General features: G+C 40.7%; 22 protein-coding genes and 3 tRNA genes. 16 read left to right on the top strand and 9 right to left on the bottom strand.

The genetic code is table 11. The features are described from left to right. Positions 1-166: 166 nt before the first annotated feature. From ACOV1R_RS14540 to ACOV1R_RS14575, 8 genes are all read right to left on the bottom strand, one after another. Entirely contained in the window at positions 167-1369 is a 1203-nt protein-coding gene (locus tag ACOV1R_RS14540) for a tyrosine-type recombinase/integrase (protein ID WP_217203197.1), read from the bottom strand. Positions 1370-1449: 80 nt separating this feature from the next. Continuing rightward, positions 1450-1520: transfer RNA gene (locus ACOV1R_RS14545), tRNA-Gly, on the bottom strand. Between the two features lie 274 nt (positions 1521-1794). Beyond that, positions 1795-2412, bottom strand: a complete 618-nt coding sequence (locus tag ACOV1R_RS14550) for a hypothetical protein (protein ID WP_065980382.1) — start codon at positions 2410-2412, stop codon at positions 1795-1797. A 60-nt stretch (positions 2413-2472) separates the two neighbouring features. Next, positions 2473-2546: transfer RNA gene (locus ACOV1R_RS14555), tRNA-Ile, on the bottom strand. Between the two features lie 14 nt (positions 2547-2560). Then, positions 2561-2646: transfer RNA gene (locus ACOV1R_RS14560), tRNA-OTHER, on the bottom strand. 24 nt (positions 2647-2670) lie between these two features. Beyond that, positions 2671-3528 carry a carboxypeptidase-like regulatory domain-containing protein gene (locus tag ACOV1R_RS14565; protein WP_217203199.1) on the bottom strand — a complete coding sequence of 286 codons (858 nt, stop codon included), beginning with the start codon at positions 3526-3528 and terminating at the stop codon, positions 2671-2673. A 53-nt stretch (positions 3529-3581) separates the two neighbouring features. Continuing rightward, positions 3582-4013, bottom strand: coding sequence for an ImmA/IrrE family metallo-endopeptidase (locus tag ACOV1R_RS14570; RefSeq protein ID WP_217203200.1), 432 nt, complete (start codon positions 4011-4013; stop codon positions 3582-3584). 8 nt (positions 4014-4021) lie between these two features. After that, positions 4022-4420: a helix-turn-helix domain-containing protein gene (locus tag ACOV1R_RS14575; protein WP_072557398.1), complete on the bottom strand. Its 399-nt coding sequence runs from the start codon at positions 4418-4420 to the stop codon at positions 4022-4024. A 167-nt stretch (positions 4421-4587) separates the two neighbouring features. On the opposite strand from ACOV1R_RS14575, the gene ACOV1R_RS14580 reads away from it, so the two are divergent. Then, on the top strand, positions 4588-4854 hold the full coding sequence (locus tag ACOV1R_RS14580; protein WP_046811056.1) for a helix-turn-helix transcriptional regulator: 267 nt from the start codon (positions 4588-4590) through the stop codon (positions 4852-4854). Next, positions 4851-5051 (top strand): hypothetical protein, encoded by a 201-nt coding sequence (locus ACOV1R_RS14585; protein ID WP_061468338.1) that lies wholly within the window; start codon positions 4851-4853, stop codon positions 5049-5051. Before ACOV1R_RS14580 ends, ACOV1R_RS14585 begins: the two co-directional genes overlap by 4 nt. On the opposite strand, the gene ACOV1R_RS14590 is transcribed toward ACOV1R_RS14585, so the two are convergent. After that, positions 5048-5269, bottom strand: a complete 222-nt coding sequence (locus ACOV1R_RS14590) for a DUF2188 domain-containing protein (RefSeq protein WP_062688292.1) — start codon at positions 5267-5269, stop codon at positions 5048-5050. The genes ACOV1R_RS14585 and ACOV1R_RS14590 overlap by 4 nt on opposite strands. A 152-nt stretch (positions 5270-5421) precedes the next feature. Between ACOV1R_RS14590 and ACOV1R_RS14595 the strand changes: the two genes are divergently transcribed. From ACOV1R_RS14595 to ACOV1R_RS14660, 14 genes are all read left to right on the top strand, one after another. Beyond that, positions 5422-5610, top strand: a complete 189-nt coding sequence (locus ACOV1R_RS14595; RefSeq protein WP_217203206.1) for a hypothetical protein — start codon at positions 5422-5424, stop codon at positions 5608-5610. Between the two features lie 9 nt (positions 5611-5619). Next, positions 5620-6177, top strand: a complete 558-nt coding sequence (locus ACOV1R_RS14600; RefSeq protein ID WP_208226806.1) for a hypothetical protein — start codon at positions 5620-5622, stop codon at positions 6175-6177. A 26-nt stretch (positions 6178-6203) separates the two neighbouring features. Then, a complete protein-coding gene (locus tag ACOV1R_RS14605; RefSeq protein ID WP_208226805.1) occupies positions 6204-6491 on the top strand; it encodes a DNA-binding protein in 288 nt (95 codons plus the stop codon). 110 nt (positions 6492-6601) lie between these two features. Then, positions 6602-6748, top strand: a complete 147-nt coding sequence (locus ACOV1R_RS14610; protein ID WP_164971152.1) for a hypothetical protein — start codon at positions 6602-6604, stop codon at positions 6746-6748. Positions 6749-7001: 253 nt separating this feature from the next. Further along, the gene (locus ACOV1R_RS14615) at positions 7002-7133 is read left to right on the top strand and encodes a hypothetical protein (RefSeq protein WP_152705370.1); all 132 of its coding nucleotides are present in this window, start codon (positions 7002-7004) and stop codon (positions 7131-7133) included. Continuing rightward, the gene (locus ACOV1R_RS14620; protein ID WP_217203207.1) at positions 7126-7638 is read left to right on the top strand and encodes a hypothetical protein; all 513 of its coding nucleotides are present in this window, start codon (positions 7126-7128) and stop codon (positions 7636-7638) included. Before ACOV1R_RS14615 ends, ACOV1R_RS14620 begins: the two co-directional genes overlap by 8 nt. A gap of 2 nt (positions 7639-7640) precedes the next feature. Continuing rightward, complete coding sequence (locus tag ACOV1R_RS14625) at positions 7641-8288, top strand: ERF family protein (RefSeq protein ID WP_217203209.1); 648 nt, start codon at positions 7641-7643, stop codon at positions 8286-8288. Continuing rightward, the gene (locus tag ACOV1R_RS14630; protein WP_072535447.1) at positions 8285-8680 is read left to right on the top strand and encodes a single-stranded DNA-binding protein; all 396 of its coding nucleotides are present in this window, start codon (positions 8285-8287) and stop codon (positions 8678-8680) included. Before ACOV1R_RS14625 ends, ACOV1R_RS14630 begins: the two co-directional genes overlap by 4 nt. An 86-nt stretch (positions 8681-8766) precedes the next feature. Beyond that, the gene (locus ACOV1R_RS14635) at positions 8767-9675 is read left to right on the top strand and encodes a DnaD domain protein (RefSeq protein ID WP_217203211.1); all 909 of its coding nucleotides are present in this window, start codon (positions 8767-8769) and stop codon (positions 9673-9675) included. Then, positions 9672-9959 carry a hypothetical protein gene (locus ACOV1R_RS14640; protein ID WP_013355745.1) on the top strand — a complete coding sequence of 96 codons (288 nt, stop codon included), beginning with the start codon at positions 9672-9674 and terminating at the stop codon, positions 9957-9959. The genes ACOV1R_RS14635 and ACOV1R_RS14640 overlap by 4 nt, the downstream gene beginning before the upstream one ends. Continuing rightward, positions 9956-10678, top strand: coding sequence for a phage antirepressor KilAC domain-containing protein (locus tag ACOV1R_RS14645; protein WP_217203213.1), 723 nt, complete (start codon positions 9956-9958; stop codon positions 10676-10678). The genes ACOV1R_RS14640 and ACOV1R_RS14645 overlap by 4 nt, the downstream gene beginning before the upstream one ends. Positions 10679-10682: 4 nt before the next feature. Next, positions 10683-11201 carry a hypothetical protein gene (locus tag ACOV1R_RS14650; RefSeq protein ID WP_217203215.1) on the top strand — a complete coding sequence of 173 codons (519 nt, stop codon included), beginning with the start codon at positions 10683-10685 and terminating at the stop codon, positions 11199-11201. After that, complete coding sequence (locus ACOV1R_RS14655) at positions 11198-11578, top strand: endodeoxyribonuclease (protein WP_013355743.1); 381 nt, start codon at positions 11198-11200, stop codon at positions 11576-11578. Before ACOV1R_RS14650 ends, ACOV1R_RS14655 begins: the two co-directional genes overlap by 4 nt. Before the next feature lie 99 nt (positions 11579-11677). Further along, on the top strand, positions 11678-12283 hold the full coding sequence (locus ACOV1R_RS14660) for a hypothetical protein (RefSeq protein WP_217203217.1): 606 nt from the start codon (positions 11678-11680) through the stop codon (positions 12281-12283). Positions 12284-12513: the final 230 nt, after the last annotated feature.

Raw genomic sequence — 12513 nt, forward strand, 5'->3', positions numbered from 1 at the left:
GTTACCCTTAAGTAGTCAAATACTTAGAGTAACGTTATTAATCCGGAAACATCGTTGTAATGACGGTGTTTCCGGATTTTTTTGTGTTTTATTTACGACAGAATCAGGTACATCCCGATACGATTCCGGTACAAATTCTGGTACATAATTTTTTGTACCAGAATTTTCACAAACTTTGATGTTCATCGTCTGAATCTCCTAGTAGAGTGGGAGCCATGCCATTAAAGACATTAAGTGCACCACGAACATTTTCCCGAGTGTAACTTTGAGTCATTTGCAAAGATGAGTGGCCTAACCAGTGCATGACATCAGTTGCAACTTGTCCATTGGTGAGTGCCATGGTAGCAAAATAATGCCGGAATATGTGAGGGGTAATATGAATTCCAGCTGCTTCACCCACTTTATTCAAAACCTTATTTGCTTGCTGTACTCCCATTGGCATACCTGTCTTTTCATTTACAAATAAAAAACTTTCATCATTAATGTTTCTATGGGTCTTTGAATAAATATTTTGACTATAGGTGATGGCGTAATGGCAAATATCGAGCATTTCACCACGTACATATATTGTGCGGTAGCTTGAGTTATTCTTTAAGTCACCGCCGTCTGGTTCTGCATTAGTACGCCCCTTCTTAAATTGTATTGCGCAAACTTCTTCGTCATTCCATTGTGAGAATTTAAAAGAACTGAATTGTAGTCCCATAAGCTCTTCACGTCGTTCCCCAAGCGTTAGCAGGGCTAACATGCAGTATTGGTACTTTGACAAGACACTAGGTGCTACGGCCATGAGTTGGTTATACTGGTTTTCAGTGATTGTTTTTGATGACGGTGATTTGCCACCATCAATTGAGATACCACTCAACTTGTTTTTCACAATCACATCATTCCGGGCAGCATCATTCATCAATATTTGCATTACAGAATTGGTTGTAATAATAGTGTTCTTGGCATAACCATCTTTGATCATTTGATCGATAAAATTTTGATAACTTTGCCTAGTGATTTCATTGATTTTCTGATTACCGAAAACAGGCTTTAATTGATTGTTCCAGTAGTTTTTTTTCTGAGTAATGGTAGCTGGTCGCCAGAGTTTCAGGTCGATATTTCGCTTTAGAAGTTTATCAAAGTAAGCTTGAAGCGTAATTGTGTCTGAAATTGATGCGGTGATTTGTCCAGTTCCAAGCGTTACTTCGAATTTTTTTAATTCAATATCAGCATCTCGCCAAGTTATAAAACCAGATTTGCTCCAAGTGCGGTATTTATGGTTAATATCGGTATAAGAGCGGCGAATTCCGTATTTTTTTCCTCGTTTTGTTTCATATTCGTAGATTCCAGGGTGACGTTTTAAAGGTTTCCATTGTCGTGGCATACTCATCAGTCCTCCAATTAGAATTATTTGAACGTATGTTCTTTTGAGCTCAAAATGTATACCCCAATAAAGGGGTACTAAGCGAGTGACGGGAATCGGACCCGCGACTACAGCTTGGAAGGCTGTCGTTTTACCACTAAACTACACTCGCAAAAAACGGTTAGGTAGCTTCCAGATTTGGTATAATACATTTAGATTAGTTCAACGCACCGCATAAAAGGAAGGTGTTAAATGTGCAACTGTTACTCACCAATAATGATATTAAGCTAATTAAGGAAAACTTGCTTTATGTTTTATTGAGCACGTATTCAGGAGATATTGATACTAAGGATTCGGGAGATATTTATAGGTTATTAAAGAAAATAGATGGATATGACCATGAGAATACATTCAAAATAGATTGGAATGATTTTAACACCTGTGACTTATAAATATTCGTCTACTAAATCATTAATTACAGCATCTAATGTCAAAGCATCACTCTTTACCGCTTGTCCATTAGAATGAGCTGACAAATTCCTGAATTTTGCAGCTCCCAATAAGCGCTTTTTAAATGCATCACTAATAATCTTGGCGTTGAATAATTTGTATGCAAAGAATCCAAGTTCAGTTTTGTCTTCTTTAATCTTCAAATTATTGTGTTGGGCGATCAATATACAGACTCGCTCTAATGCAACTCCAAAAACACAGGCTGCTCCTAAATAATATTTTTTATCTATTAGTGCCCGTGCTTCACTATACTGGTATGCAAAAATATCATCATTTACTTTGTTGATTATTTTTGCATCTGAACTTATCAATTCTTTTATGTGAAGGGGATTGATAAAAGAAGAATTAATTCGAAAGTCTGTGTGATATTTTTTATTAATTTGGTCAAGTATGAGGGCGTTTGATTCCTCAATTGGCATTGCCTTTGTGTCTAAAGATACTGCATCAACAACGACTTCAAAGTCAATTCCAATTGAATAATCTCCATTAATAATTGGTTTGTTGTGCAATATGAAATCTTCCCTGTCTTTTATATGTCCATATACTACTAACATTTAATATCTCCAATCTTGCATTTTGCGTTCTAACTTAAATAATCTAAAGGCTCATGTAAATGGACCTTGTTGGGCTCGAACCAACGACCGGACGGTTATGAGCCGTCTGCTCTAACCAACTGAGCTAAAGGTCCAATTAAGTTTTAAATGCGAGCGGCAGGAGTCGAACCTACATCTGAAATTATCTAGTTAGCAATTCAAAGGAGTACTGTTCTACCGTTGAACTACGCTCGCGTGAAAGCCCAGGCAGGGGCTTAGTCAATACTTGGCATTCAAGTTATCTGCGTTCCATTCGGTAGCGACCGAATCAATATTATAGTAGTTACTATCTTTATGGTTGATTTGTTTGAGTGCTGATTGGTCAAAGGAACTCTTTACCAGTGCATCGCCATCCATGTAAAAGGTGATAGCAATGTTTTTGAAATCAGAAAAGCCATAATCATCCTTAATAGCTAGCAGAATATGGTAGGCGTCTTTTTTATAAGCACCTTCATCATAGTAGTCAGAGCTGTCTTTGACATTTATATCAATGCCGGTAGTTACTGGCTTATGGTATTCACCGCTGACTTCTTTTACCTTTACATTAGAAACATGCTGTTTGATGGTATCTTCGATTGCGATGTCGGATATCCCATTTGAAGAACTGGAAAAAGTACTTTCATCTACAGACGATGCATAACGTGATTCAGACTCAGACTCACTTGCCGTTTCTGAAGAATCAGATGTAGAACTTGAATAATCACTATCATCTTCTTTGTTTTCAGATTCCCATTTAGAGAAATCTTCACTTTCCCCGTATGCGTCCAGTGAGTCACTCTCTTTAACATGTATTGTAGTAGTTTTACTTTTTTTACCAGCAAAACTAGCTGTTACATCGTATTTTCCTGTATTAAGGTCACCCTCAAAAAAACGACCATCATCATTAGTTTTAGTTGTTACTTTGTCCCTTTTATTCTTAAAAGTAATAGTTGATCCTGGCGTTGCCTTGCCTCGTATTGTCTCGGCTGGGGTAAATGTAGTTTTGTTAAGTTTAATTTTAGTTGTAGATTGATTTATACAGCCACTAACAAGAAAAGTCAGTGCTAATAAACTGATAGTCACTATAAACTTTCTCATTTCAGTTTCTCCTCCAATGAATCATTTCTTAAATAGTTCTGTGTGATCAGCAATTAAGCAAATGAGAAAAATTCCATAAATTCATCTGGTAACCCGTATGCATTTTTTAGCGCATTGAAGCTATCAGGTAATTCATCGTATTGCTCTTCATATAGCTTCGCCAATTCTTGGCATGCAAAAGCATTGGCCTTGTACTCAGCGCTATTCTTCTGGTAGTCTCCAAGTGTGTACCAAGACACACAGGCCGTGTCCTCAATGCCATGGCATAATTCATGGGCCATAACTGGAAGCCTGGCCGGCGAATCACGAAGACTATCGCTAATTACTATATCTGTGATTCCCAATATTGGAGTACAGACCCCCATATTTGCCCCAATGTCCTCAAAGTGAACTTCGAATCCTAATCTATCTGCAATCGCAAATGGATCATACGTTCCGAAGGATTGTGCAAGTTGTTCTACCTTAAGATACGTGTCGTATCGCATACAAACACCTACTTTTTTCCTTCTTCGCGTATTTTTTTCAAACGATCCCAGTAAATGCCTTCAATAACATTACGGACTTTTTCTTTATCCTCGGGTGCCATACTCATTCCACCATATCCCATAGGCGTATTTGACTGGAGAAGCTTGTCTAAGTCAATGCGATCGGCTTCGGTAGCCCAGTCTGGTGATTTATGATTCTTTTCGCTATTTCCAAGAAGATAGTCAGTGGATACTTCATAATAGCTAGCAAGAAGCCTGAGTAATTCATTGTCGGGTTCGTTACGTTCATTTTCTAAATGTGAATATCGAGCTCTACTGATACCAATTGATTTTGCAACCTCATCTTGTGTTTTGCCTTGCATATTTCGTAGTTCTTTTAAACGATTCCCGATTCCTGAAGATGCCATAGTGCCACCCCCTTTCTTAATAGATATTATATGTATCAGTATAGATACATTGCGTATCGGTTTCAATAAATGATACAAAAAGTTTCCAGAATCACTTGACGATACTTAAAGTATCGTTTATTATAATAGTTGTTGATACGATATGTATCGGATTTGGAGGTGCAAAAATGAAGCGTGAGCGACTTATTGCAGAAAGAAATAGGAATGGTTGGTCTCAAAACAGTGTTGCAAAATTACTTGATATTGCGGAAATAACTGTTAGAAGCATAGAAAATGGATCACGTAACCCTAGTAGCAAATTAATTGCTAAATTTTCATATCTTTTTGAGGTTAAACCAGAAATTTTGTTTCCTGATATTTTTTTGCCAGATAAAGATACCAAACGTATCATATCGGCGAAAGCATACAAATTGACAAAGGAGGCGGCAAAATGAGTGAGAAAGAAGAAACACCAGTTGTAATTATTCATCCAGCAAGCGATCCAGATTTTGATGGAACCATGTTAAATAGCAAATTTTGGGATCGAATTGTGGTTACTACGACAGAAGGCAAAAAAGTAGCAGAGATCAACACTGACGATGCAACCCCTGCTACCGGATATTTAGTTAAAGCATACCCACATAAGGATTAACCCTTAGGGGGATGTGGATCATGACCATGACTATCTTTACGAGAGATTTTACCATCACGGTTATGAATAACTAATTCAGAATGTTGGTTGTTAGAAATACGACGGGCCACTTTTTCCGCTTCACTTTTATTGTTGAAGTTGGCAGTAGCTCGTGAATTGCCAGCACCTTTAACATTCCAACCGCCCTTTCCATCAGGGACGACATGTTGATCAGCCATAAATATCACCTCCTTATGCTCAATTATCGCATAAGGAGTGAATAAAACTATTAACTTTTCAAAGAACGGTGGTTTGTAACTCACTATTTATATTATGGCTCAAGCATGAGTTATAGAAACATGTCTGATATGAAATGTAAGGAGGCAAGAACATGAATAATGATACGAAGTACAGTCGGCGCCAACAACTTGACTACATTATTGATAAACAACCAAACTTAACGGCTCAATTCGTAAACATGACGGCAGTAACTATGCCCGATGAAGATGTTGAAAAGTGGTTTTCAAAAGTGCGCCAACAACAAATAAAAGCAATCAAAGATACTTTAATAGAAATGTAGGTTAGTTATATGTCAGAAACAATTATGAATCGAGCCGCAAATATAGGCGGTAAATTGGTTTATCCAATGAAGGCAAGTAGGGTTTCAACGGTGAGCTTGGCAAGCCGAATGAAATACTCACAACCATTAATTTCAAAGCTACGAAGTGGTAAAGCTAATCTTCAATATGAGCAAGTTGAGTCACTATTAGAAGCGGTACCAAAGCAAAGTGGTCACTTGCTGATCGATATTTTGAACCAGCTATCAAATGGCCTTATTCCGCCTAGCGTGGACGGCAAATACCTTTACTTGACACCTAGCAGTATGGAAGATCGAGTTCTGGAAGAAGCCAAACAGGCCAGCCAAGCACTGATGAATGCCAGTGATGAATTTGGTAGGCCAATTAAAAGCTTAAATGACTTTCACGATCCGGAAGAGGCCTTTAACCAACTGTATGATTTAACAAAATACAGTTTGGCCTTAGAAGTTGTAATTGGAGAACATATTGGCTGGGATACGCCTGAGATTCAAAAACATTGTCGTGATCGTGAAATGTATCTTAAAAAGCACAGATATCAAATAGTTTAAAGAAAACATAGGAAGGAGTGATAGAGATGATGATCTCAACGCAAAATGATGACGCTGAGTTTATTGATGCTGTAGCCGTTGCTGTAGCTGATAGAATCATGCCACAACTGGAAGTGCTGGTGAAGAAGTATTACACACCGGATCAGGGATTAAACCAACAGCAAGCCGCTAGTATGCTTGGATGCAGTGTGGATACATTAAAAGATTTTTATTACTATCAGCCTGGATTTCCGCATTTCAAGAAGGGGACAAAAGATTCATTTTCACAAAAAGCTTTAGAGAATTGGATGTCTGACAACCAAATACGAGCGTAAGGAGGAAATAGCAATGATTGAAGGAGCATTAGTAGGCTGCGTGTTAACTGCATTGTGGTTCAAGCGTCATGAAGTTGCTAGTTGGTTTGGAATTTAGGAGGAAATGATATATGGAAGAAATCGTGAAAAATCACATCAAGTTTCTAAAGCATGTTATCAACAGTGTTTGGATCAGTGATGGCGAATCGCTGACCAAGTTGTACAAGATGTTGGATAAGAGTGAAACAGAATTGAACGAATTACGGGGGCTTGAATAATGGCGAATGAAGTAATTAATCTGCCAGACTACACGGTGGACTATCACCCAGTACCAATCATTATCAATAATCTGGAAGGATTGCAAGCGTCCATTGCGCAATATGTATCGTTAAAGCCTAAATTTGAGTACGAAAAAAGCTGCTCGAGTATCGGAAGTACCCGTGCAGCTAAGACGCTTAATAAATTCATTTTCGAGTTCTATTGTACTCCGAAACAGTCACTAAGACAACGTTTGACACGGAGGTGGACGAAATGAACGGCTACGATAGTTGGTTAATTGACCAAGAAGAAGCTGCGGAAGGCTGGCGTGATGATGAACCCACTCAGGAAGAGTTAATTGAAAGTGGCGTCATTGCTGATGAGGAGGACGATGAGAATGATTAAAGAAGAAACTGCGGGCATGACGCTCGATGAAATGGAAGCCAAGCTTGAGCAGGCTACCCGAGATAAGAAGGCTTTTAAAAAGGCCATGCTAAGACCGCAAATGGAAGTTGATAAGTATCGAAAGGCCATCAAGACGGTAGATGAGCAAATTGACCAACTACAAGAATTACAGCGAATGGCAATGGGTGATCAAGAACAAGTTGATACTGAGTTCTTTCGCTTCAAAATTGGCACCGTTAACCCTAGTACGTCTCGTAACTGGAACCTTGAGCGAGATAAAGATGCAACACCAAAAGAGCTTACAGCGGTCTTTGAGCGTTTTGACGATACCTTAATTAAGACGTCCCGAAGCGTGAATGAGACCGAAATCAAAAATCGGCTAGCAAGTGGCGAGTTCTATGTAACTCCTGATGGAAAGATCATGGACTCAAGCCTTAAGGCGCTGCCGGGGTATTATGGATCGCTCAAAAAGCCCAAAATTTCCGTAAAAGCTAAGGAGGACTAAGGATGAATGAGAAGCTTAATCTGATGCAGAAACTTAATGAGGCTGCTAAGTCAATTGGCGCGGTTCATAAAGACGGTAAGAATAGTTTCCAGAACTATGAATTTCAATCCGAAGGAGCTATCAAAGCTGCGGTTGAGCACGCAATCCAAGGTGTTGGAATTCGAATTATCCCGAATTACGAGATTATCAATCAATATGATAAAGCCAGCAAGAAGGGCGGTTCAAACCACTTTGTTGACGTCATGGGGACGTTCTTAATCACAGACGGTTCAGAGTCACAGACAGGTTCAATGCCCGGAAGTGGCCAAGATAGCGGTGAGAAAGCGATGGCTAAAGCTTGTACGAGTGCTCAGAAGTACTTCTACAAACAGCTGTTTAACATCACTGACCAGGAAGAAGATCCGGATGCAACCGACAGCAATGCAACTGATGGTGAGCCGCTTATTAATAGCCAGCAAAAGGACCGCCTAGACAGACTGTTTGAAGCTCTGGCGGGTGTGACAAACAAGGATAAGGAATTTGTTGCTAAAGCTTATTTCAAGAAGGTTGGCAGCGTTGATAAGCTGACACACAGTAGTGCTAACACGTTAATTGAGTTGGTTACTAATAAATTAGATTCGTACGTTGACAAGGAGGACCAATCAGCATGAGACAAATCACTATTTCGGGAAACTTAGGTAAGGACCCTGAAGTGCGACAAACGCAAAGCGGTATGCAAGTTGCTAACTTTAGTTTAGCAGTAAGACAGAATCGCCCAGATGATCAAGGCAACTATGGCACTGACTGGTTTCGATGTGCGGTCTGGGGTAAGCGGGCTGGAACGATTGAGCGATATTTCCATAAAGGAAATCACGTTCTGGTAACAGGTACGTTTGAAGTTGATGAATACAACGGCCAAACGCAGTTGGGAGTCAACGTTACAGACTTTGACCTGCCAGAACGAATGAGTAATCAGGGCCAGCAGCAACAACCGTCACACAAGCAAGCGACACCAAGTGCTAGTGACCAAATCACTATCAGCAACGACGATCTACCATTTTAATCAAATGACATTCGAATTGGCTTGAATGCAGCAGTGACTGAATCCACCGAATGGGTGAAAGGCCCATTAGTAAAGGAGGGACGAATTTGGATTACTTCAAACAACGACGAGCGTACCGTAATTTTAAGATGTATGAAGCGAGTGTCTCTAACGGCCAAAATAATCTGTATCGCGAGTTACTAGACTATGCGAACGACGAAGGCAAGTTGGACGTTCAGTTTCGCATGAAAAATTCGGCATTACTCAGTCTGACAGGACTATCCGAACCCGGCCTCGATAAAGCACGCAACTCATTAGTACAACTAGGACTAATTAAATATGCTAGAGGCAAGAAAAATGTTAAACCACCTGAATATCGCATTATTAATTTATATAGTAGGTCAGCTGGTTACCCAACCAGTAACCCAACTACAAGTCATAAAAGTAGGCCAACTGGTTTAGATGAAGTAGGTCAACCGGTTGGGCAAGGTGGAGGTCAACCAGTAGAACATAAAGAACTTACTAGTACTGACCCTGACTTGACTGATACTGACTCTTATGATGATGACGCGGGCGTGACGCGCGAGCAGGTCATTAACGACTGGACCAACCTGTGGGGATTTCCAAATGGTATTGCCCGACCTGAGATTGATGAATGGCTGGAAGAGTTCAAGCCTGAGGTGATTGCCTATGCAATTTGGGTTGCTGGAGAACATCAGATTAAATCTAATGCATGTTTGAAATACGTTCGTGCAATTGTTGCGGGTTGGAAGAAACGAAATATTACGACGTTAGAGCAGGCTAAAAAGGCTGCTGCTAATCATGACGACCGCATGAAGAGTGAAAGAAAACCTAGTGGCTATTCAAAGCCACGCCGTAAAGAAGTTACGCCAAAGTGGATGCAAAGCGGTGCTTCTCAGGCGGATTCTAAGCCAAACTCAAGTGATAACCAGCAGGACGATATGAGTGACGAGGCGTTCCTAGCGTTCATGAACAGTCAGGAGGAAGCTAAATGAATTGGGGTAACCAACTAGTCAAATTGGCCGCTAACCATGCCTATGAATCGTCGGCACTGCATTGGACTAAGCAGCGCATGAAGCGGCATTTAAAGGCCGGTGGTAGTGCGCAAGATGAGGTGTGCGCTCATGAGTACAAGCTATTTGCACTCGAGGTTTTAATTATTGAATATCAGCGGGATGGCTTAAATTTTGATTTGACCCAGTGTTGGGGTAAGCCAGCCGAGTATTTTATTGATCTAGAGCAAGCTAGACAAGGATTGCAAACGGAGGTGAGCGCATGAATGAATTGATTAAAATCACTGAAAAAGATGGACGGCAGTTAGTGTCTGCCCGGGATCTACACAAAGGCCTGGAATTAACAACCCGATTTAGTAAATGGGTTGATCAAAACTTTAGCATGTTTGTCGAGGGCATTGATTTCACAAGTGTAACCGGAGTTACGGTTGTAAATAACGGCGCCAAACGTGAGCTTCAAGATTATGCATTAACCGTTAACATGGCGAAAGAGTTGTCCATGATGTCGCAAACGCCGCAAGGGCAAATTTACCGCCGTTATTTTATCACTATTGAAGATAAGTGGAACAGCCCAATGGAGGTTGTCAAACGTGGATATGGGTTTCTGATGAGGGAAAACGAGCAGCTGAAAATGGAGAATGAACAGTTGCAAGGGCCGGCTAGATTAGGCCAAGCAGTTTCGGGCTCAGACGATTCTATCAGCGTTGGCAATTTTGCTAAGGTATTACGCCAGCGCGGTATTAAGACTGGTCAAAACCGCTTGTTCGATTGGTTAAGAACTCATGGCTGCCTAATAGCGATGGGGAAACGTTACAACTCACCGACCCAACGAGCGATGGAGCTGGGAATCATGGAAGTGAGAGAAACCGTGATCACCACTAACCATGGTTCAAAGACACGCTTTACGCCCCTAATTACGGGCAAGGGGCAGCAGTATTTTGCTAATAAATTTTTGAAATCGAAGTCAATGGTCAAAGAGGGGTGAGCGCATGACTGAAACACAGGCGCTAGTAATTAATGCTGACAGACCCGATATCGATCACCCACTAGCAATAGGGCCAGAACCGGAAATGTTTAAGCTCACGCAGCATAACTACAAATCTGGTGAATGGCCGTTTCCGGTTAGACTGGTTAAGCCTGGGACTAAGGTACGCAGTGATGAAGCTTACTTAGCCAGTATGAAACAAGATTCGAAGCAGGGAGAGCGTGAAGATATTAAAGCCATTCGGCAAGCACATAAGCATGGCAAACATTCTCTCAGACAGATATCCGAAAGTACGTCGATTGAGCTTAAGCGGGTAAATGATTTAGTCCACAAATACAGCCTGCCACTGACTAACGGTTACTGGCGTGCTGAGAAGTATAACAATCCTGATGAAGTGATCGCCTATCAAACACTGGCACGATTATGCGAGAAGATTGATGCTCCAGAGTTTTCGATTAGACAGGCCAGTATGTCTAATGGGGTCGTTAATGGCTATTACATTAGCCGGGTGCCGAAAGTATGAGCAAAGTCGTGATTAAGGGCGAACTACCTAGCTTAAATGAGTACATCAAGGCTGAACGGGCCAATCGGTATGCGGCAGCTAACCTAAAGAAGAGGTACACGGCCTTATGTAGTGTATATGCGCGGGCTAGTCGGAATTCCGGAGTCGAATTCAGCTGGCCTTGCAAGCTTAAATTTACGTGGTACACGAAGAACAACCGGAAAGATGCGGATAATATCGCGTTTGCTAAAAAGTTTGTGCTGGACGGCTTTATGAAGGCTGGGCTTTTAGGCAACGACAATCGAAAGCACATCACAGGATTCCAGGACGAATTTGCCGTTGATAAACGAAATCCGCGAGTAGAAATAGATGAAATTACGGAGGACGAAGATGCCTAAGCACACTAAGAAGCGTTCAACGATTAAACGGAAGCACCGGCGCATGAAGGAGCACGCCGAAGCAAACAAAAAGCCAACCAAAGAGGACGGAAAGCAATTATGAAATTAAAGATTGAAAATAACGATTTGACTGTAATAGTTGAAGCAACTCGTGAATTGAGTTTTGAGGAAGTTTTTAAGTCACATCAGTTGGTGACTGGTCGTAATGATGAACTAAATACTGGTCGTGAGGAAAAACATACATTCGTTCCAGAAGACGCAGGCGAAACGACTGAGGGATCTAATACAGAGTCTAAGTTTGACTTCAAGAAACCGACATGGATGCCTAAAGATGGTGATATGGTAAAGGCTGAATTTATGTGTCCACAGTGTGGTTACGATAAAGTGACATATGTTAAGTTTGGCTTTAACCACTGGAGTTGTCCTGGATGTGGAATCAGCTTGTTTCTTGCGTATGCAACAGGTACTCGTGGAGAAAAAGATGCAAATGGATTTTACTATAAAGCTAATCGAGAATTTATTAGTCATGCACCTGAAAACAGTGAAGATGATTTTTCCAAGATGTTTACCCGGTCAGATGATCCAGAGAAGCCAGATGCTTATGACACAATTCCGGACATCAAAAAGTATCTTGATAAGCATGGCATTGATTATTCCCATGCAAAGTTTAAAGGTGACTATGTTGCTTTAATTCCAGATGATTAACCATGATAATCGTCAAGGAGCCAACTAACGAGGAACGCAAGCGGGCTGTTTAAATTATGGGAGTGTAATAGATGAAATTATACGTTGTTGATCGTGATGATAGTGGATATGACATGGTGGATTATGGAATTGTGGGTATTTTTTCTACGACGAATTTACAATTGAAGTGCAACAAATGATCAAAAAGAAGACTCACAGCCTGAGTCCTTGTAAAATATAGTCACCACAAC

This window comes from Lactiplantibacillus sp. YT640 (assembly GCF_049745435.1).
In the GTDB taxonomy this organism is placed as follows: domain Bacteria; phylum Bacillota; class Bacilli; order Lactobacillales; family Lactobacillaceae; genus Lactiplantibacillus; species Lactiplantibacillus plantarum.